Source organism: Engelhardtia mirabilis (assembly GCF_007748095.1).
Taxonomy (GTDB): domain Bacteria; phylum Planctomycetota; class UBA1135; order UBA1135.
In genome coordinates this window covers 1,574,505-1,595,149 of record NZ_CP036287.1, presented here as the reverse complement: position 1 = coordinate 1,595,149, position 20,645 = coordinate 1,574,505, and the positions used below count along the sequence as shown (strand labels likewise).

Here is a 20,645-nt window from a genome sequence, read left to right as displayed (position 1 = left end):
CCTTGTGTGCCTCTGTGCAGACTCGGCCCGCTTCAGTCGAGGCTCGGTGCAACCAGTTCGAAAGTCGTCCCGGGGGAATCCACGGAGATCGAGCCGCCATCCCAGGTGCGACGCGCTTGGCCGACGACGTGGCTGTCCTCGCGCCAGATGACGTCGTAGTTGCCGGGACCGGGCAGGTGCACGTCAAGTTCCTGGGTCTCGGGGTACAAGACCAGCACCGACCGGCTGCGATCGCCAGACCTCGGAAGCAGCTCGAGCTGGAGCAGGGCGCCGAACTCTTCTGGGTCGTCGATACGGAGCGATACGACCCATCCACGCTCGAGCTGGACGACCCGGTCGGCATCGAGCCCCTCCACCAACGCTGGTGCGTACTCCCCAGTCTCGACCACGATCGAACGGGGATGGTCCCGGGCGATCCACAGCTCGCCCTCCGTGAACGTGGACCCCGGTCGATAGACGCTGGACTCTCCGAGCGGCCTGTACGAGAACCACGGCACGCGCTCGCCGTCGGCGCCGCGCACGTCGAGCTCGACCCGCTTCATGTTCGCCGACAAATCGATCGGATCGATGCGGGGGTCGTCACAGGGCTCATCGGCCGAGACGATCAAGCCCTCGATCCGCAGCACCGGTTCGGCACTTCGGTGGATGGCGACATGCAGGTCGTAGGTGCCGGGTAGCAGCATCCGCCAATCGGCGACGCCACGCTGGAGCTCGATTCGGCTCCCGGAGTCGACGTCGAGACCCGATCGCACCAGGGCCAAGTAGACCCCGAAATCGACCTGCTGGGGCAACTCGACCCGGGCGCGCAGGCGCCCCGTCGCCACCACTCGCAGCTCGACATCGGTCGAACCGACCGGGACCTCGACCGCCTCGGACGTCCTCGCGTCGACCCCGAGCACGGTGAGTTGAACTCGATCGACGCTGCCGACCTCGCCCTGGAGCCGGAACGTGCCGTCGGCGAGGGTTCGGCGGCTGTCGTAGTCGATGGCATAGTCGCGAGCGCGCTCGAACGCTCCGTCGGCACCAGCGAGCGGCGACGGCCACACGTGGACCACTGCAGCGCGCAGGGGCGCGCCGTCCGGACCGCGAACGATGCCGGATGCGATCACCGGAAGCGGTTCGAGTCGCAGGTCGCCGAGGTCGTTGAGACCTCTCACGAAGTCGACCGCGACCTCCTCCCGTACGCTACGGGTGAGGCCGTCGAAGCGACCCTTCACGTTGAGCCGTGCCCGCTCCCCCTCCAGCGTGCAGAACCAGCGATCCGGAACTTCGAAGGACGCGCGTCCCGCCTTGTCCGTCCGCAGGCCCAGCTCGACCACGTCACTCGGCCGGGTGGCCTGCTCATGCATCAGGTTGACGTCGAAACGCTCGCCCGCCACCGGTTGGCCGTCGGAGTCGACAAGTCGGAACTCGACGCGATAGGGCTCTGCACTCTCGAGCTGGACGACGACCTCGTCACGGACCGCCGCGGGACCGGCGACCACCCGCCGTTCCAGCTCGAAGCCCTCCGCCGTGGCGACGATCAAGTGAACCTCTCGACCGACCTCCACGAAGGGCAGGGCGAGGGCGCCCTGGGATGGCAGGGCCGCAACCAGGGGCACCGGCTGGACGGCCGCAGCCGGGTCGGTCCAGGAGACGTTGGACGGCTCCACCGGCGCGGGGGACGCCCAGACTTGGAGCTCGGGCTCGGGGCTCGTGCGACCCTCGTGGTCGACAACTTCGACGCGAATGCTGCCCGTGGGCGGCAGCACCAGCGTCGCCCGGCCATCGACGAGGGGCGTGCCCACGTACTCGCCGGCGACGACTTCGGCCAGGGCGGCGGCGGCCGAGCGGAACTCGGCCAGGGCCTCGTCGGTCACATCGAGGGCCGCCGCCCCGATCGTCGGGAAGGCACGCCCTTCGGCATCGGTCACGGCGTGCGGCAGCAAGGCGACCGTGTCGGTGTAGGCCGACTCGCGCTTTCCGGAGTCGGAGTACAGCCGCGCCCGGCCCCCTGAGAGGATGGCCTCCTCGACGAGCCGCACCGGCACGCCCGCGACGGGACCGCCGTCGGGCCCAAAGACCTCGACGATGGCCTCCGGGGTCTCGACCTCCACGCGCAGGAATCCGTCCTCGACCCGCGAGGGCAGCGCCAGCTCGTGGGTCGTCCCCGCCGCCCCACGCACGAAGACCTCGGCGCGCCGGCCGCTCCAGCCGTGGACGGCGCGGCCCGCGTCATCGGTCGAGTAGGTCTGACCGAAGCGCCGCTCGAGGGTCAGGGCGGGTGCATCCGCCGGCAGCTCGCGCTCGGCGTCGCGGAAGGCGCGGCGGTCGTAGCGCTCGCGGTCGAGCACGACGACCTCGACCCCGTCCAGGGCGCGGCCGCGATCGTCGACGACTTCGATCACGAGGGGCTCGAGTTCGGCCCCATCCTCGGCCTCGGCTCCGACGACGTCACCCTCGCCTTCGACCGGCGCGCGGCGCGACTCGCCGCCCGCGTCGATCTCGGAGACGATGGGTTCCGCCGGCATGGCCACGGTCGAGGCCTCCTGCTCAGCAGCCGCGAACTCTGGCGCAGGCGCGGACGCGCTCGGCAGCGTGGATTCGGGCTCCGTGTGGTCGTTCAGGGCCCAAAGACAGGCCAGAGCGACGGCCAGGACCATGACTGCGAGCAAGGGACGCATAGGCGCCGAGTCTACGGGGATCCCGGATGCTGTGCTGGCGGGACGGTCGGCGCTCGGTCGCGTCGCGGGTGACCCGGTGCTCTGCGCCTGCTGCGCTCGATCGCCGCCGTGCCCCACATCCGCCGCGACCGTCGCAGGGCTGACGCCCGCGAGAACGCCGGCGCCGCTGGCGCAAGCCCGCCGGACTCCGTGTCTCCCACTGCTATGCTCCCTGGCCGATCGCCATGAGCACCGTCCAGCAGCGCGACGCCCCGAACACGACGGACGCCCTCGCCCCGCGCGAGATCGCTGCACGGGTCGAGTCGATCGGAGTCGCCAAGGCCCGCGCTGACGTGCTGAGCGTGCTGCTGCTCTCGATCCTGGCCGGGGCCTTCATCGCCCTCGGCGGCGCCTTCTTCACGGTCGTGGTGACCGGGTCCGAGCTGGGCTTCGGTGTCACACGCCTGCTGGGAGGTGTCGCCTTCAGCCTCGGCCTGATCCTGGTGGTCGTCGCGGGAGCAGAGCTGTTCACCGGCAACAACCTGGTGGCCATGGCCTGGGCCTCGAGGCTGATCTCGAGCCGCGAGCTGCTCCGCAATTGGGTCCTTGTCTATGTCGGCAACGTCGTGGGCGCGAGCGCGACCGCGCTGGCCGTGTGGTTGGCCCAGGTGCACCTGCTCGGCGATGGCGCGGTGGGCGAGACGGCCCTTTCGATCGGACTGGCCAAGGCGGAGCTCGAGCCCCTGCCTGCCTTCTTCCGCGGCGTGCTCTGCAACGCCTTGGTGTGCCTCGCCGTGTGGCTCTCGCTCGGCGGCCGCTCCGTCACGGACAAGGTGCTCGGCGTGCTGTTCCCGATCACGGCCTTCGTGGCCCTGGGACTGGAGCACTCGATCGCCAACTGGTTCTTCCTGCCCTACGCCGCGCTCCTGGGCGCCGCGCGGATCGACGGCTACGCCAGCGGCTGCGCGCTCAATCTGATCGTAGTCACGGCGGGCAACATCGTCGGCGGCACGGTCCTCGTCGCGGCGGTCTACTGGACGGCCTATCTGCGGCCCCGGACCGCCGACTGATACGAGCCCGGAGCGCAGGCGGAAGCCGCCGCGCTCCGGGCTCGAGGCGCTCAGGGCGCCGTCGCTCGCAGGCCGTTGCTCGACACCACGCCGAAGGGGCCGCTGGCGTCGAGGACCCAGTGCTGGAAGTAGAATTTCGCTCCGCTGGGCACGCCTGCGACCCAGTTGCCGCCGAAGACGCAGTCGCCGTACTCGTCGATCGACAACGGCACGATCACGCCAGCCGTGGCCACGTCGGGGATCAGCAGGCCGCCAAGGAACTCGAGGTTCAGGATGCCGGTGCTGATGCCGAGGAAGGTCGGCGCGCCGGGGCGGGCGTCGGTCATCAGGAGCGACCAGGGCTGGCCGCCGACCAGGTCGCCGACTCCCACGAGGGTGGGCTTGCCGAACTCACCGTTCATGCCCTTGCCCAGGTCCTTCCAGGCCGTACCCATCTCGACCACGACCTCCTTGCGGGTCATGTTTCCGTTGCCGTCGCGGATGGTGAGGTAGAGGGTGCCCGGGGTAGTGATCGGAACCGGCACCGAAACGTTGCCGAGGCCGTCCAGCCACCAGGCGCCGAGCACTTCGTCGGGCGCTCCGGCGAGGAAGGAGGCCTTGTAGGCCGAGACCAGGCCGTCGTCGTTGAAACCGTCAGCGACCGTCGTGCCCTTGAGAGACAGGAACTGCTCCCCCTGGGGTCCCTGCTGGCCCAGGATGATCTTGCTCGGGACGTTGAGCAAGCCGAGGTTCAGCACCAGGCCGCGGCGGATCGTCATCGACGGGTCCCCCAGCAGCATGTAGGCCCAGGGGTTCTTGTGGCCGGGCCAGGTGGCCCAGATCGACTGCTCGGCCAGCTCGATGGCCTTGGCATGGGTCGTGATGCCCTTGTCGAACACCATTCGGAAGAGCTCTTCGTTGAGCTTGTGGTTGGGCGTGGTGCTGGTGGTCTGGGTCGCGCCATAGGCCGCCACGCCGCCCTCCGAGGCCTCCATCCAGACCTCGTTGATGCAATCGTCGTCCGTGTCCTCGCTCCAGCGGATGTTGCTGTTGGTGCAGGTGATCGCCCAGACCACCGGGTTCATCGGGCTGACCATGCTGGGCCCGATGTCGTTCTTGTGGAGGCTCTCGCCGAAGTTGTTCCACTTCGACCAGGTCGTGGTGCTGCCGTGGCCGCGGTAGGCGACCACGCCGGCCCCGCCGTTGAAGGCGTCGATCACGTCCTGGTTGTCGACCCCGGACTCGCCGAACAGGGTCACGAAGTGCGGGGGTTGCGAGTAGCTCGCGTCGCGCACCTTGATGTGCGATCCGGTGTACTTGCCCGGGGCCTCCTCCTTGTGCGAGACGAGCACGGCCTTGCTGTAGTCGCCCGCGGGCGGCGACAGCTCGTACTCCATGATCTTGTCGAGCTGCCAACCGAGGCTGTCCTCGTTGTCCGCGGAGATGCGGCCGACGTAGACCTCCTTGGATGTGTCGAGGGGGCCGACGCAGCCGTAGGGGTCGTCCGAGTAGACCGCGACGCCGGGCTCGAAGATCAACACGCTCGGAACCCAGTTGGTGTCACCGATCAGCAGGCAGTAGTGGTCCATGCCCGGATCGCCGAGGTTGTACCAGTTCGCGATCGTGGTCCTGATCGCGTCCACGTCCGGCGCCACCTGAACCATCGAGACCTGGAAGCCCTGGGCCTTCTTGTGGTTCACGAACGGCGTCAGCGTGTCCCACCACATGCTCTGGGCCACGATCAGGTAGCGCGAGTGGTACTGGACCGGATTCAGGGGCCAGAAGGTCTTGGAGGACTGCCAGTTGATGAAGTGCGCCTGGGCCTGCTTGTCGTGCAGCTTGGTCACGGTCAGGGGTTGCCCGGTTCCGACGCTCTTGTAGGTGAACGAGAAGGAGCGCTTGACGGTCACCAGTCCGAAGCCCGGGTTGTAGGTGACCGGATAGGCCGTGGCCGTCGCGCCCTTGATCGGACCCAGCATTTTCGTCGCGACGGGCGAAGGTTCCGCCGACACCAGAGGCCAGGCCTGGTTGCCGCCGTAGATGGCGGAGTCGAAGGCCCACTGGGGGTCGCTGCCCTTGGTGTCACCCGGACCCGGATCCGCGGTCGGGTCGTAGTCCTCGTCCTCGCCTGGCACGAAGGTCGGCAGCGGCAGGAGCCCCTCGAAAGCGACCGTGTCGAGCACGTTGACGCCCGTGAGCTTGAGCTGGCCGAGGCTGCTGCCGCCCGCGATGTTGACCCGCACGGCCGGCAGGTCCGGCGCGCCGACTTGTTCGATGTGCTCGAGGCCGGGGAATGTCAGGCGCTGGTAGACCTTGCCGTCCTCCCCGGTGACGTTCTCTCTCCAGAACCCGAAGATCGTCACGTTGATGGTGGTGAGGGCCGCGGTCGACTGGGCGGCGTCGAGGACCACTTGGGCGGGCAGACCCGGCTGCTGCGGACCGTCGGCGCTGAGCGGGACCCAAGTCTGGGCCAGGGTGGGCGTGGCGAGCGCGGCCAGGACGGAGGCGGCTCGCACCGACGGCGGGAGGGAACGGGCGAGGCGGTCGAGGGTGAAGGACATGACGGGCTCCGGGCAGGGGATCGGGTGCCCACCGCGGGCGCCCCCAGGTCCCCATCCGGGTTGAGCCGCGCCCGTGGCACTCCGCCGGCCAGTTCTCGCGTGCAGGGCGCCGAAAGAGCCGCCGCGCCGACGCGCCACGGGCTCAGTCCCGTTCGGACGGACGCTCGAGCAGGACGATCTCGGTGCCGAGCTCGGCGTACTCGCTCCAGACCACCAGGCCGCCGGCGCTGACGTCGAAGCCGTCGGTGACCTCGGCCCAGGGCAGGCCGAGGGTCGTCACCTCGCGCTCGGCGCCCGTGGCGGGGTCGACGGCGAACAGGTGGCGCCGCTCGCCGTCGACGCGGGTGAACCAGATCTCGCCGCCGGGCCCGTAGGTCGGCGTGTCGCCGCGGCCGAAGGTGCGCGTCTCGAGGGTCTGCAGGTCGAGGTCGACGACCCGCCCCTGGCCCTGGACCCCCACCAGGTGCGAGCCGTCCGGGGACCAGCGGCTGCGGAAGATCCACGCGTCGACCGCGCGCGGCTCGCCGCCCGACAGGGGGAAGATCTTGGTCCGCAGGCCCGCCACGTCGAAGACCACCAGGGACTCGCCGCCAGGGTCGATGTCGGGGTAGGAGAAGTCCTGCATCGACCAGCCGTCGAAGACGGTCTCGGGCGCGCCGCCCTCGAGGGGCAGGCGCACGAAGCGCGAGCCGTCGACGCCCTCGGTGTAGCAGTAGACGAAGCGACCGCTCGGATCCACCTGGGGGAAGATCTCGAGCTCGTCGGGGTTGCGGCCGATGGGCGTGGGCGCGCCGCCGGCCACGGACAGGCTGTAGATCTCGGTGCCCGGCCCGCCACCGCCGAAGAAGACCACGCGCTCGCCGCGGGGATCGAACTCGGGCGCGAGCATCGGACTGCGCGAGCGTTGCAGCACGCGACTCTCGCCGCTCGCGGTGTCGTGCAACCCCAGGGTGAACTCGCCGCGCAGGTTGACGTAGGCCAGGCGCGAGCCGTCGGGGGACGGCGCCACGCGGCGGTCGGTGCCGACGCCGGTGGTCACCGCCGTCAGCTCGCCGCTCACGCGATCGAGCGACCACAGGGTCATGCCCCCGCCGAGGTTCGACGAGAACAGGATCCGCTCGCCGCCGGGCGAGTAGACCGGATCCTGCACCTGCGCCCGCTGCCCCATCACTTGCCGCAGCTCGCCCGAATCGAGTTGCAGCTCCCACAGGGTCGAGAGGGGGCCCAGCTCGGAGGTGGCGAAGGCCAGGTACGCGCCGTCGGGCGAATAGCAGGGCATGCGGTCGAAGACCACGCCGGTGCGCCGCGGGACGCCCTCGATCGCGACCGGCTGCCCCACCGCGCCGCCCGGCCCGAGCTCGACGGTGGAGACCCGACCGTCGTACTCGAACACCAGCCGATCGCCGGCGGGGTGCCAACGGGCGTTGCGACCGACCTCGAGCACGCGCCGCGCCTGACCGCCGAGCACGCCGACCACGTGGACGCTGGTCTCGTCGGGCGCTCCCGTCGGGCCTTCGACGTGGTAGAGGATCGACTCGCCGTCGGGCGACCAGCGCGGCGCCGAGACCGGGCGCGGCTCGGTGGTCAGGACCAGCGGCGCGGGATCGTCCAGGAGGGTCACCTGCAACTGCCCCACGCCGTCGACGGCGCCGACGAATGCGAGACGTCGACCGTCCGGCGAGAAGCTCGGGTCGCGCTGGGCCTCGGCGAAGATGCCTGCGCCCCGCTGGGTCCAATTGGCGTAGGCCGCGGGCGCGGCAGGGACGGAGTCCTTGTCCGTAGCCGTGCCCGGCGAGACCTCCCATGGACGCAACAGGCCGATCGTCGCGACCGCGGCCACCAGGGCCAGTCCCAGCCCAATGAGCCAAGGGCGCAGGCGCGCCTTGGCGCGCTCTTCCGCCAGGGCCTCGATCGCCGCCGAGGAATCCGAAGCGCCCAGGGCGCGCAGCTCGTGCGCGAATACCCCGCAGTCGGCCGGCCGGTCCGCGGGGTCCTTCGACAGGGCCCGAGCCACCAGGGCGTCGGTCCCCGCCGGCAAGCCGTCGACGAAATCGCTCGGCTTGGGAGCCCGGCGCTCGAGCACGTCGTGCAGCACCCCCGGCGCCCCCTGGCCGCGGTCGAAGAGCCCCTGCCCCGTGAGCAGCTCGAACAGCACCACCGCCAGGGAGAAGACGTCGACCGCCGGCCCCACGCGCTCGCCGCGCAGCTGTTCGGGAGCGATGTAGCCCAGGGTCCCAACCGTCGAGCCGGTCTGGGTCAGTTGGGGCGCGTCGCGCACCATCGCCAGGCCGAAGTCGAGCACGCGCACCCGTCCGCGCTCGTCCACGTAGAGGTTCGACGGCTTCAGGTCGCGGTGGATGATGCCGGCCTCGTGGGCGGCGGCCACGGCCTCGGCCGCCTCGGCGATCACGCTCAACACCTGGCGCGGATCGCGCGGGTGGGTCTCGAAGTGGCGGTCGATGCGGTCGCCGCGCACGCGCTCCATGACCACGAAGGACCCGCCCTCGCCGGACTCGATCGCGTGGACGGTGACCACGCCGGGATGGTCGAGGCTGGAGGCCGCCCGGGCCTCGCGCTCCAGGCGCGCCGCGGCGTCGCCGTCGAGCCCCACCCAGCCGTGCAGGAACTTGAGCGCGACCTGCCGCCCCAACTTGCCGTCCTCGGCCAGCCAGACGGTGCCCATGCCCCCGCGGCCCAACTCGCTCTCGAGGCGGTAGTGGAGGATCTTGTCACCGGCTTGCACGGCGTGAGGTTAGCCCCCCGCGGTCCCTCGGATCCACGCCGAAGGGGGCTAGCCGGCGCCGCCCGGCGAGGCGAACCGTCTGCGGCGGGACGTGCGGCCCAGATCCGGACGCTGCGCCCAGGGGCGCCACGTCACCGTGCAGCGCGCACGATCGCCGGCGCCCCCTGGCGGAGCGCCCGCAAGCGCCGCACTCACTCCTGCGGGAACGGGATCGGGCCGAAGCGAAGCTCGGCCAGGGCGCCGGATCCGGCCAGGTGCAGCTCGACTTGCCGGGTCGGCAGGTCGCCCATCACCGTCTGCACGGAGTTGTCCCCCAGGTTGGCCAGGGGGAAGTCGTGGGGCGCCCCGGTCAGGTCGTCGTAGACGCGCACGAAGGAGGCGCCATCGTCGTCCACGTCGATCACCGTCGCGCTGCGGAAGCGCACCGTGTTGGTGACGAAGTCGATCGTGAGCACGCCGCCGGCCGCTTCATCGTCGGGGTCGTCGACCAGACCGTCGGCGTCCAGGTCGAGGTCGTTCTCGGCGATGATCAGGACCTTCTCGCGGGCCACCCGGTTGCCGAGACCTGGGCCCGGGCAAACCAGATCGAGGTCACCGCCGCTGGGCGCTGCGGAGTCGAACAGGATCGCCTTGTCGGGGTGGGACTCGGCGGCGTTCGAGGCCGTTACGAAGCCGCCGAAGATCCCGATGTTCTCGTAGCCCGAGTCGACCTCCCCACCCGCGGCCAGGCTGTCGACGGGAACACCCGTGGTCGAGCGATCGAAGTCGACGACCAGCTCCCAGGGCATCAACTGCACCTCGGCGATGGCGCCGGCGACCGGCAGGACGAGCTCGAAGGCCGAGACCACCAGGGATGGAACGTACTGATCCACGAAGCCGTCGCCCGCCATGTCGGCGATGGGCTGCTGGTACACCTGGGACGCGCCGTCGAAGAGGCGCAGCATCGCTCCGCTGCCGACCACGTCGACCACGCGCACCTTGGTCATCAACGTCGGACCCGGGAAGTCGACCCGCAGGATCCCGGCACCCCCGCCCGCTGGCGCGCCCGCGGTCGGCGCGGCCCCGCGGCTGACGATCCCCAGCACCCGTCCGTTGTCCGGCCCGCCACCGGCGTCGTCGAAGAGGACAGCGGCCGCCGGAGCCCCGCCCGCACTGGCGCTGACCTGGGCGAAGAACGACCAGGGCTGGCTCGACGACACGACATCGCCAGCCGAGAGCGAGCTGCCATCGAAGGCCACGCCCATGTCCCAGATGTCACCGAGGGGCTGCTCGAGGGACATCGGCACGCACTGCGTCGATCGAAGCCGGCCGTCCTCGAGCCACTCCGCGCGCAGGACCAGGCCTCCGAGCGGCGCGCTCGGCGCGGGCATCTTCACGCTCGCGCTGCCCGCGGGGTCGAGGTCCAAGAGCGGCAGGGGCAGCCACACGCCGGGAACGTCGATGGATCCCGCCGAGAGCGCGCAGCGCTCACCGGCCGCGCCGCTCAGGCGCAGCTCGAGCGTCCCGGCCGCGGCGTCCTGCACCAGACTGAGGTGCGCGGTCGTCGGCGGCGCTGCATCGATCTCAGCAGGGGCCGCCGAGACGAGCGCGGCGGTCGCGGCGACGAAGGCGAGGGTCAGTCGATGCAGAGCGTTCAAGGTCTTGTTCCTCCGGTCCATTGGTCGTGTCGGCCGTCTTCCCGGCCGATCGGCAGGCTCGATTCCAACACGATCAGGTCAATCCCGACTGAACCATCAGGTCGACCAGGGCCAGGGCCCCCGCCCCACCGAAGGGCATCAGCACGGCCCGGATGACCGGATTCTGGAACCAGGGCGCGAAGGCCCCCTCGCGCAGGGAGCGGATCTGCTCCAGGGCCAGGGCCAACTGTTTGGGGTTCTCACCCGCGTCGGGATCGGCGGCCTTGGCCTTGCCCTTGCCGGCCCTCTCCGCCGGCGCGGGCTCACCGCTCAATCGCAGCAGTCGGTCCTCGAGCCGCGCCACGACGCGACGACGGGCGCGCTCCGCCTGGTGCCGCATCCGCATCGCGGCCCCCACGGCGAGCAGCAGCAGCAGGCTGTAGACGAAGACGATCGCCGGCGACCACGTCCAATGGTCGAAGTAGCTGTTGTGCGAGAGCACGAGCAGCAGCAACACGAAGAAGGGCCCCACGATCAACTGCCCGACGGCCTTGGTGCGGCGCGCGATCAGGCGGATCTCGATCAGCTCGGCCTGACCGCCGGTGCCGATCCGCAGCTCGTCGCGCAGCTTGCACTCGGCCGGCCACTCGAGGGCCTCGAGCCCCTCCCGCGCGGTCAGGCGATGGATCAGGGTCGCGCATTCACGCGAGGCGTCGCTGACGAACAAGAGCAGCACCGTGAAGCTCACCAGCGAGGCGATCCCGAGCACCTGGTCCAGAAGGCGCACCCCGTGGCCTCGGATCGGTGACGCAGGCCAGCCCGTGTCGGCGATCGCGACCATCGTCAGCGTCGCCACGAGCGCCAGGGCGATGCCCACCCGCAGGGCCACCCGCGTCGGCCGGGCGTTCTCCATGTAGCGCTCCCAGAAGGCGGCCGCCGAACGCTGGCCGTCGTGCCGCTCGATGCCCACGGACCAACCCAGGCTCTCCACCAACCGCGACCACCCGCCACGGGTCGGCCCAGGCGCGTCCTCGGCCCGCTGGGCGACCTCGACCGACGTCCTGTTCCCGCGCAGGCCCCACTGATCCTCGATCTCACGCGCGTTGATCGACAGGCGCGCGAGGCCGAACAGCAGCACGCCGATCGAGACCAGGATCACGATGAAGCGCAGGGCTTCGGTGGGCCAGACGCTGAGGCCCTCGGCCAGGGCGAAGGGCTCGGCCAAGCCGCTGAAGCTCAAGAGCACCAGGGCCGGCACCAGGCACGCCACGGCCACCGCCGCCAACATGGCCCGCGGCCGCAGCAGCGCGACCAGCCAGTCGCGGCCGCGCACTTCGTCCACCGCGGTCGAGACGCTGTGCCAGCGGCCGATGACCAGGCTGGTGGCGGCGTAGAGCGCGGCCAGGAGTACCACGATCGACACCACCCGCGCCCGGTGCCAGAAGCCGCTGTTGCTCGCGAAGCGCTTGGCTGGCGGCAGGGGATGGAAGCCGTCGCCCTCGCGCGCCATGTCCCAGGCGCCGCTGCGCGCGACTTCGTAGATCTTCGGCGGCGGCGGGTCGAAGCGCCCCTGCATGTCGAGCTGGCCGATCTCCCCCAGCCGACCGAGCAGGCTCTCCTCCGCGATCGCCAGGCGTCCGGCCAGGAAGGTCGCGGTCTGGTAGCCGTCGCGAAAGGGCGGCACCTCGCCCTGCAAGGTCTCGGACAGCTCGAGGCCATAGGCCGTGGCCACGACCACGTTGCGGGTCCAGGGGTACTGGCTGGGGTGCAACAGCCGCGCGTCGAGGTCGGTGGAGAAGAACAGCAACTCCTCGAAGGTCGGCCGCAGGGCCTGGAGCACGAGTTGCTTGTCGTAGGGATCGGTGCCGACGACGCCGATCGCCTTGACCACTGGTCCGCCGGCCTCGAGACCCCCACCGCCCGGTCGCCAACCCCGCCGCAGGAGCGACTTGGCCTGGCGCCGGATGTAGTCGAGCTGGCTGGGCCCGATGGGTTGACGCAGGGCGTCCATGGCGCTGCGTCCGCTGGCCGGTTGCTCCTTCAGCTCGGCCAGGGGCGTGACCCCGTCCAGCCCGCGCAGGTAGCTGACCTGGCGCACCGAGTCGTTCTGCTCGTTGTCGGACGTCAGCCGCAGGCGCGCGCGCAGGGCCTCGAGAGGCGCAAGCCCGTCCACGGACGATGGAACCTGATCGCGGCGCTCCTGCTCGAGCCCGATGATCACGCTCAGGGTCCGCGCCATCGACCGCCCGTAGAGGGTGTCGAGCTCGGACACCAGTGCCAGGCCCACGTCCGGTTCGACGAGGTCGACGCCGCGCAGCTCGAGCTCCGACACCAGGGCCAGCAGCAGCTCGTCGTCCGTGCACAGCACGCGCGTGTAGTCGATGCCGGCGCGGGCCATGCAATCCCGCGCGGTCTGGATGCGCGAGTCGGGCGGATCGAGGCGACTCTCGCCGGGGATCGTCACCTCGCGCAGCAGCAGGGCTTCGGGCGCCGTGGCCCGGTAGTTGATCAACCGCCAGCCCTCGAAGCGACCCTTCTCGACCGTGGTCACCTCGTTCAGCATGTCGAGCAGGCCGTTCGAGCTGGTCGGTCCCAGGACGCAGACCGCGTCGCCGAGGGGGCGCGGCGGCGAAGTCGCGTGCTCGGCTCCCGCGGGCGCGCCGCGATCGGCGCTCGACGACATGCCCGCCTCGCTGATCGAGGCCGCGGCCGCAAGCCCATCCGTCTCCAGCGCGAGGGCCGCCGAACTCGGTCGCGCCGCGGGAGCGGGCTGTGATCCCTGGGCCAGGTCGGTGGCATCCTCGACCTCGCCATCGTGTTCCGGAGTCTCGTGCAGGCTGCCGCTGATCATGGCCTCGAGCGCCTCGAGCGGCTTCGTACCCAAGTGACTCTCGGCGACCCACAGCACCAGGGCCGTGCGCTCGCCGTCCGGCGAACGGAAGCGCTCGAAGGGGATCAGGCAGCTCTCCTGCTCGGGCTTGCTCTCCGACTTCGCCAACTCGTGGTCGTGGACCAGCCCGCCGTCTTCGTGCCACAACTCGTCCACGCGCAGGCAGCCGATGGCCTCCTGTTGCACCGGCAGCCAGCCCTCCACGGCGAAGCCCGCCACCACGGCGTAGCGCGCGCGCAGCCGCAGTTCGATCGCCTCCGCTCGCCCCGCTCCCGGCACGAGCACGGGAACGACCAAGTCCGCCCGCGGGACCTCGTCGCGGGTCACGAAGGCGTGGGTCCCGCTGACCACCGCGTGGATCGGATCCTGCCACAGCCGCGCGGGCACTGTTTCGACCGACAGGTGCGGCGCCGACCAGTTGGCCGCCGCCGAGGGCCGGAAGATCTCGAACGGCTTCTCGTACAAGAGCGCCCCGCCAACCGCCGCCCCGACTACCAGCATCAGCGACGCCGGAACCAGCGATCCATCCTTCGAGTTCGTCGCCATGGTTCAGCCGTTGGAGTCTGTGCGTGAGTAGCGGCCCGCGGCCCCGAGAGGTCCGGCAGGTCGAAGAGAGGGCTCAACCTGCGAGCCGCGCCGGTCGCGATCGCCAGGTCGCCGACCTGGCCCGACCCGACCAACCGCGCCGTGCAAGCACCGGCGAGCTCCGGCGACGCGCGCCGGAGACCAGGTCTCGACGACCGATCCGGCGTCGAGTTGACCCCAGCCCTCCAGTTGAGAGAACGGCACGGCCCACCCCTTCGAACGGAATCCGCCGCACCACGGGCACCAAGGGCCTGTGCGGACCCGAGGATGGGTCGTCGGCTCCCGCGGCCCAGCCAGTCGCACCGTGACGTGGGGCCACTCCCCCGGCGAGAGCCAGGGTCCTGGATCAGAAACTCGGCGTCACTTCCCGGAGGTCCGCTCGATGCTGGCTAGGCGCGCCGACGCCAGCGGCGATCGGATCCCGGGAAGTGACGCCGAGTTTCTGATCCAGGACACCAGGACGAGCAGGCATCGAGCGAAGTCGGAGCCCGCCTCCCGGTCGCCAGTGTGCGCGCCGACTTGGCCGATTGGCCGCCCACGGTCGCGGTCGCGGTCGCGGATGGACCGCCGGGACCGCCACGCCACGACCAGTCCTTCCGAGGCGCGGCCTATGCTGGACCCATGATCTCCGCGACCGTCCTTGCCCTCGTCGCGTCCAGCGTCCCCGTCGACTACGAGCCGCACTTCCTCGATCCGGCGCGCTACGCCTCGCCGGACGGTCACTTCGAGCTGGCGGTGGACCCCGGCCAGCGCCACGGTTGGGGAGCGTCGCAGGTAGCCCTCTCGCGCGACGGCGAGCTGGTTTGGCGCACAGAGTTGCCCTTCACCTTCCACCAGGCCGCGGTCGACGCCCAGGGGCGGGCCTTCGGGTTCTCCGAGACCGGGCCTGTGGGCGAGGGCGAGTTCCTGGTGGCGCTGGTCGAGCCGGATGGCGAGGTGCGCGTGCTCGAGCGCGAGCCGCGAAGCTACGGGAACATCGACGGTCCCGAGCTGCCTTGGGCCAGGGGCGTGCTGTTACCGGAGGGCGGACGTCAGGCCTTGGTTTGGATCGGGGCTGAGCGACTCGGCATCAGCCCGAGCTCGAGCTGGCGTTGCTACGACCTCGCCAGCGGCGAGCGACTGGCGAACATCTCGCCACTCGCCGACGGCGAAGACGGTTCCTCGCGCGGTCAGTACGCGTACACGGTCGGCTGCCTGCGAGATCTCGACCTGTTCCTGCTCCACGGATGGGTCTCCAGTCGCGCGGACGACCGGCCGAGCGAGTTCCCCCACGGCGGTCACTTCTTCGCCCTGTTCGACTGGCAGGGTCGAATGGTCTGGCGACTCGATCGCCCCTTCGGCACCGGAGTGGAAGACGCAGACGGCTTCGAGAGTGCGGTCGAGACGCAACTGTGCGACGGCGACGGCCTGCTCGACATTCGCCCCGACGGGGTGTTCGAGCTGTGGCTGGCCGGCGAAGGCCAACGGGTCACCTTCCGCGCCGAGCAGCTCGACGGCGAGACGGTCGTGAGCGAGCTCGCGCGTGCCACCCATGCGCCGAACCCGGTTGCCTCCGCGCCCAGCCCCGAATCGGAGGCGCTCACCCTCACCGCCCTCGAACCGGTGAGCCTCGAGCGCGGCGAGGTCGGCCCCCTGCCCGCCACGGCCAAGCTCGCGCAGTGGACCATCGACGCCGAGGGCCGCATCGACCTGGTGCATCGACTGGATGGCCTGCGCTACGAGCGCGTCGTGCTCCGCCGCGACGGGACCGAGGCCAGTCGCCGTGAGTTCGAGCCGGTGCCGGGCGTTCGGGACGACGTCAAGGTCACCTGGCACCCCCTCGAGGGCGGCGGCTGGTTCGTCCACTGCAAGAACGGCTGGAATCGGCCCGAGCGCTCCGACACGTACCTCGCCGATGACGAGACGGGGCGACTGATCCCGGTCGACCCGCAGAGGGAACCCAAGTACGCACGGGTCGAGCGAGGTCGCGACCTGAGGGTCGAAGCAGCCGACGGTCGAGTGTTGGTCGGTCGGGATTCGCTCCGGCGCCAGTTTCACAACGAGCCACTCCAGCTCCTCGACCGCGATGGAGTGGAGTTGAGTCGTTTGCTACCCCATTTCCCAGGCGGGCCGCGGCTCAGGCCCCAGGACTACCACTTCGCTCCCGATGGCAGCCTGTGGACCCTCGACGACTTCGCCTTCCTGCGCCTGGATTCGACGGGCGAAGTCGTCGAGACGCTGGGTTTCCCCGACCAGGGCGGTGGTCTGCACGACAGTGCTGGTAGGGCGATCCTGGGCGGCGATCGCATCGCCATGGTCGACCGGTACACGGGCGCACTCCACCTGTGGTCGGCGGATGGCCAAAGGCTCTGGATCGGCCCCACGGCGCCGGGCGACGTCCTCAGGGGCTTCGGCTCACCCGACCTGACGTCCCTACCCGACGGGTCGGTCGTGCTCGAGTCACGCGAGGGCGCGCACCTCTTCTGGAGTTCGTCCGGTGAGCGGACGCGGGTGGTCGAGACCGGATCCCACGCGCTCTTCCTCGACGCCACCGGTCGGCGTTGGACCTGGAGGGACGCGGGGGGCGCGACCCTCGAGGACGGCGATGGCGCGGTCCTCGACCGGATCGAGCGGCGCGCGGACGGCCGCTGGATTCGAGGCGTGCTCGACCTCGCCGTCAGCGACGACGGGGGCTTGTACCTGCTGGAGGACTACCCCTGGAACTTCACCATTCGCGAGCGGGATACCTGGTTCTCCCGCTTCGACTCGCAGGGACGCGCCCTGTGGTCGGTCGAACTGCCGGAGGTCTCCCGACTGAGCCTCGAGCTGGCTGTGAGCGGAGAGCGCGTGCTGTTGTCCTCATCCTTCGAGGAAGTGGCCCTGCTGGTCGACCCCGACAACGGCCGCTTGACGCCGATCACCCTGGAGGGACGCGTGCCGGAGGACCGCTGGACCCTGGGCCTGTCCGCCGACGGCGAGCGGCTGCTGGCCCTCGACGAGGACGAGCTCACTCTGCGTCCGTTCGCGCTTCCGTGACCGGTGCGGCCAGCGGCTCCAGCAGCCACAGGCGGTCGGCGTAGCCCACGAGCACACGCGGGGCCTGGGGGTCGAGCACCAGCGCCGCGCCGTCGGCGACGGCACCGCCTTCGGGGCCGTCGAAGAGGTAGCGCGCGCGGACGCGATCCTTCTCGTCGGCGGCCACGAGCATCAGCGTCGACCCCGTGAATCCGACCCACGCGCCCTGTTCCTTCAGGTTTGCAGCCAGGAGCCGGATCGGACCCGCGCTGCCTGCGGGCCTCAACTCGCCCCAGGGCTCGAGGTTCGAGAGCTCGCCCGCGGGCCGGCTCTCGACCAGGGTTCGCGCGTCACGCTCGAACCAGTGGTACCACTGGCCGGGCTCGTCGCCGTCCTTGCGGTAGGCGCCGACGACGATCCGCGGGGTGCCCCCATGGGTGTCGACCGAGATGGCGTTGACGTAGCCGCCGCCGGGCGGGCGGGTCCGCAGCAACTCGTCGCCTTCGCTGCTGTACACGATCAGGTCCTTGTCATCGGTGGTGAGCAGTTCCTGGCGGCCGTCGCCGTCCATGTCGAAGGGGACGATGGCGCGATCGCGAGCGAGGCGCTTGGTCCACCGGATTCGGCCACGCGCGTCCACGAGCTCGACCTTGTTCGAGTTGGCGGCCGCGACCAAGAACTCGGGCGCACCGTCCCCATCGACGTCGAGCAGGTGCTCGGTTCGACTCGGCTCGGACCGCTTCCAGAGCACGCGGCCACGGTGATCGAGCAGCGCCACCGGTCCCACCCAGCCCTGACCGAAGCGGGCGAACTCGAACTCGCCATCTCCGCCCGCGTCGACGATACGACTGGGCAGGTAGGGCGGGCAGTCCAGCTCGAAGGCCGCGCCAGCGAGGATCGACCAACTCGTGGGATCCACCCACGCGAACCCGCACGTGCCGGCCACCAGGAGTTGCTCGCGACCGTCGACCTCGACGAGGCGCAGGTCCGAGATGTCGCCCACGCCGGGGATCACTGCCATCTCGCGCCGGGCGAGCCCCAGACCGTCGAAAGCCGTCAACTGAACCGCCGGCGTTCCGCCCGGCGTGCAATGGCCGAACAGGCAGGGCCCGAGGAAACGAAAGGCCTGAATCAGACCCAGGCCCACGAACACGAGGATCGGTCCGCCGACCAGCAGCGCGACGATCGGAAAGCCCCCACTCGGAGGCGCAGACTCAAGGGTTTGGCGGGGCATCGGACTTGAACAGGCGGAAGAGCAACCAGAGCGAAGGCAACAGGATCACCAGGCCACAGGCCACACCCCAGACCACGGTCCACAGGACCACGTCCTCCGCGCGGGCGGACGCCAGGTCCATGGTCGGCGGCAGGATCTGCGGGTAGAGCGCGTGGGCCACGCCGAACAGCACGCCCAGCACCGCCCCGGCAGCGGTCGCGCTGGCCAGGGTCGGTCTACGCAGGGCGAGGGCGACCATGGTCGCGAGCCCCGAGGAAATCGACAGACCGATCCAGAGTTCGCCGTGCTGGTACAGGCGCTCGGCGAGCTCGGGCGCGGCGCCGCGCACGAACAACAGGCCGATGCCCGCGGCGGCGCCGGCCCAGGCGCCCGAAACCAGGGCGCGCTGGCGCCAGGACTCTTCCAACTCCGAGTCGCCGCCGCGCCGCGCCTCGCGCACCAGGAACACCGCCGCCAGGAACGCGCAGATCGCGACGCCGAGGAAGCCCGAGTAGATCGCGAGCGGGTGGGTCCAAGCCGGGCGCGCGTCGTCGACGCCCAGCTCGAAGGACGCCACGGCGCCCAGGCTCGCGCCCAGGAAGAAGGGCGTGGTGGTCGAGGCGAAGGCGAAGACCGCCGTCCACAGGGTGCGGCTGCCCAGGTCCCTGGGCCCGTAGGAGCGGAACACGAAGCCCGCGCCGCGGGCCACGATCCCGGCCAGGGCCAAGAGCAGGGGCAGGTACAGCTCGCGGCACAGGCGCTCGAAGGCCGGCGGGTAGCAGGTGAACAACAGGATCAACAGGAACAGCAGCCAGATGTGGTTGACTTCCCACACCGGCCCGATGGCCCGCGCGATCAAGCGCCGGTCGGCGGGCGCGGGGCGCGTGCCGAGCTGGAACTCCCACACGCCGGCGCCGAAGTCCGCACCGCCGAGCAGCGCGTAGGCCCCCAGAGCGAGCAGCAAGAGCGCCAGGACGAAGGGCTCAGGCGTCATCGCCGGACTCCTGCGCCAGGGGACCGTCCTGCGCCGCATCGAGGGGCTTCGACGCCAGGTAGCGCAGCACCGACCAGGCTCCCACGAACAGGGCCAGGTACAGGAGCAGCGTGGCGAGGAACAGCCAGTGCAGTCCCGCGGCGTCCGTGACCGCGTCCGAGGTCCGCATGAAGCCGCGCACGATCCAGGGCTGGCGCCCGACCTCGGTCACGACCCAACCGGCCTCCAGGGCCAGGATCGACGCCGGGCCCGCAGCGACCACGGCGCGCAGGTACCAACGCTCCGTGGGCCAGTTCCCGCGGCGCCAGCGACCCAGGGCTCCGAAGCCGAACAGCGCGATCAGGCCCGTACCGATCCCGACCATGACCTGGAAGGCCACGTGCACGATCGGCACCGGCGGCCACTCGTCCTCGGGGAACTCCTCCAGCCCCAGGACCACGGCAGCGGGATCGCGGTGGGCCAAGAGCGACAGGGCTCCGGGGATGTCGATCGAGCCGTGCACCTCGCGGGCCTCCACGTCGGGCCAGCCGAACAGGCGCAGGGGCGCCCAGGTGCCGGTCTCGAAGTGCGCTTCCATGGCGGCCAGCTTGAGCGGTTGCAGCTCGGCCACTCGATCGCCCGCCCAGTGCCCCGTGACCGCCTGCAGGGGCGCCGCGATCGCCGCCAGGGTCAGGCCCAGGGCCAGGCCCCGGCGGTGGTGCTCGCCAGAGCGTCCGCGCAGGATCGCGGCGGCGTAGACCATCGCCACCAGGCTGCCGGTCACCAGGTAGGCCGCGACGATCATGTGGACCGTCTCGTGGGGCGTCGACGGGTTGAACATCGCCGCCCAGGGCGCCACGTCGTGGACCCGGCCGTCGGACCCGAGGGTGAAGCCCCGGGGCGTGTTCATCCAGGCGTTGGCGGTGACCACGAAGAAGGCCGACACGGCCCCGGCCACGGCGATCGGCACGACCGACAGCAGGCGCCCGGTCGGGCTCAGGCGCGCGCCGCCGTAGAGGTACACGCCGACGAAGATCGCCTCCACGAAGAAGGCGAAGCCCTCCAGGGTGAACGGCAGGCCGATCACCGACCCGAAGGTGCCCATGAACGCGGGCCACAGCAGGCCCAGCTCGAAGGACAGGACCGTGCCCGACACCGCCCCTACCGCGAACAGCACCGCGAAGGCCTTGGCCCACCGCTGGGCGAGGCGGCCCCAGCCCTCGTCGCCGCTGCGCCAGTGGCGGAACTCGGCGAAGGCCAACAGCGCGGGCAGTCCGACGCCCAGGCAAGCGAGCACGATGTGGGCGCCCAGGGTGAACGCCATCTGCGAGCGGGCCCAGACCAGGGGCTCGACCGCGATCAGGAGCGTCGGCATGGGG

10 protein-coding genes are annotated in these 20,645 nt (G+C 70.8%); 2 read left to right on the top strand and 8 right to left on the bottom strand.

Annotated features, from left to right (window positions below):
- Positions 1–32 precede the first annotated feature (32 nt).
- Positions 33–2,663, bottom strand: coding sequence for a hypothetical protein (locus Pla133_RS25995; RefSeq protein ID WP_419192166.1), 2,631 nt, complete (start codon positions 2,661–2,663; stop codon positions 33–35).
- A 224-nt stretch (positions 2,664–2,887) separates the two neighbouring features.
- Here Pla133_RS25995 and Pla133_RS05745 point away from each other — a divergent pair, with 224 nt between their 5' ends.
- A complete protein-coding gene (locus tag Pla133_RS05745; RefSeq protein WP_145063386.1) occupies positions 2,888–3,712 on the top strand; it encodes a formate/nitrite transporter family protein in 825 nt (274 codons plus the stop codon).
- 50 nt (positions 3,713–3,762) lie between these two features.
- Here Pla133_RS05745 and Pla133_RS05740 read toward each other — a convergent pair whose 3' ends face one another.
- From Pla133_RS05740 to Pla133_RS05725, 4 genes are all read right to left on the bottom strand, one after another.
- Positions 3,763–6,252, bottom strand: a complete 2,490-nt coding sequence (locus Pla133_RS05740) for a C25 family cysteine peptidase (RefSeq protein WP_145063384.1) — start codon at positions 6,250–6,252, stop codon at positions 3,763–3,765.
- Positions 6,253–6,394: 142 nt separating this feature from the next.
- Complete coding sequence (locus Pla133_RS05735) at positions 6,395–8,995, bottom strand: protein kinase domain-containing protein (protein WP_145063382.1); 2,601 nt, start codon at positions 8,993–8,995, stop codon at positions 6,395–6,397.
- A gap of 191 nt (positions 8,996–9,186) precedes the next feature.
- A complete protein-coding gene (locus Pla133_RS05730) occupies positions 9,187–10,632 on the bottom strand; it encodes a hypothetical protein (RefSeq protein ID WP_145063380.1) in 1,446 nt (481 codons plus the stop codon).
- Positions 10,633–10,705: 73 nt separating this feature from the next.
- A complete protein-coding gene (locus Pla133_RS05725; RefSeq protein ID WP_145063378.1) occupies positions 10,706–14,047 on the bottom strand; it encodes a hypothetical protein in 3,342 nt (1,113 codons plus the stop codon).
- Between the two features lie 660 nt (positions 14,048–14,707).
- On the opposite strand from Pla133_RS05725, the gene Pla133_RS05720 reads away from it, so the two are divergent.
- Positions 14,708–17,101: a sialidase/neuraminidase family protein gene (locus tag Pla133_RS05720; RefSeq protein ID WP_145063376.1), complete on the top strand. Its 2,394-nt coding sequence runs from the start codon at positions 14,708–14,710 to the stop codon at positions 17,099–17,101.
- Here the strand turns inward: Pla133_RS05720 and Pla133_RS05715 are convergent.
- From Pla133_RS05715 to Pla133_RS05705, 3 genes are read right to left on the bottom strand one after another with little or no spacing between them, the layout of a single operon-like run.
- Positions 17,073–18,314 carry an FG-GAP repeat domain-containing protein gene (locus Pla133_RS05715; protein ID WP_145063373.1) on the bottom strand — a complete coding sequence of 414 codons (1,242 nt, stop codon included), beginning with the start codon at positions 18,312–18,314 and terminating at the stop codon, positions 17,073–17,075. The two genes, Pla133_RS05720 and Pla133_RS05715, sit on opposite strands and share 29 nt — an antisense overlap.
- Positions 18,295–19,287 carry a cytochrome d ubiquinol oxidase subunit II gene (locus Pla133_RS05710; RefSeq protein WP_419192165.1) on the bottom strand — a complete coding sequence of 331 codons (993 nt, stop codon included), beginning with the start codon at positions 19,285–19,287 and terminating at the stop codon, positions 18,295–18,297. Before Pla133_RS05710 ends, Pla133_RS05715 begins: the two co-directional genes overlap by 20 nt.
- The gene (locus tag Pla133_RS05705; RefSeq protein ID WP_145063369.1) at positions 19,277–20,641 is read right to left on the bottom strand and encodes a cytochrome ubiquinol oxidase subunit I; all 1,365 of its coding nucleotides are present in this window, start codon (positions 20,639–20,641) and stop codon (positions 19,277–19,279) included. The genes Pla133_RS05710 and Pla133_RS05705 overlap by 11 nt, the downstream gene beginning before the upstream one ends.
- Positions 20,642–20,645: the final 4 nt, after the last annotated feature.

Coding starts and splice junctions, on each gene's coding strand:
- Pla133_RS25995 (WP_419192166.1), bottom strand. CDS start 2,663: ATGCGTCCCTTGCTCGCAGTCATGGTCCTGGCCGTCGCTCTGGCCTGT.
- Pla133_RS05745 (WP_145063386.1), top strand. CDS start 2,888: ATGAGCACCGTCCAGCAGCGCGACGCCCCGAACACGACGGACGCCCTC.
- Pla133_RS05740 (WP_145063384.1), bottom strand. CDS start 6,252: ATGTCCTTCACCCTCGACCGCCTCGCCCGTTCCCTCCCGCCGTCGGTG.
- Pla133_RS05725 (WP_145063378.1), bottom strand. CDS start 14,047: ATGGCGACGAACTCGAAGGATGGATCGCTGGTTCCGGCGTCGCTGATG.
- Pla133_RS05720 (WP_145063376.1), top strand. CDS start 14,708: ATGATCTCCGCGACCGTCCTTGCCCTCGTCGCGTCCAGCGTCCCCGTC.
- Pla133_RS05715 (WP_145063373.1), bottom strand. CDS start 18,314: ATGCCCCGCCAAACCCTTGAGTCTGCGCCTCCGAGTGGGGGCTTTCCG.
- Pla133_RS05710 (WP_419192165.1), bottom strand. CDS start 19,287: ATGACGCCTGAGCCCTTCGTCCTGGCGCTCTTGCTGCTCGCTCTGGGG.
- Pla133_RS05705 (WP_145063369.1), bottom strand. CDS start 20,641: ATGCCGACGCTCCTGATCGCGGTCGAGCCCCTGGTCTGGGCCCGCTCG.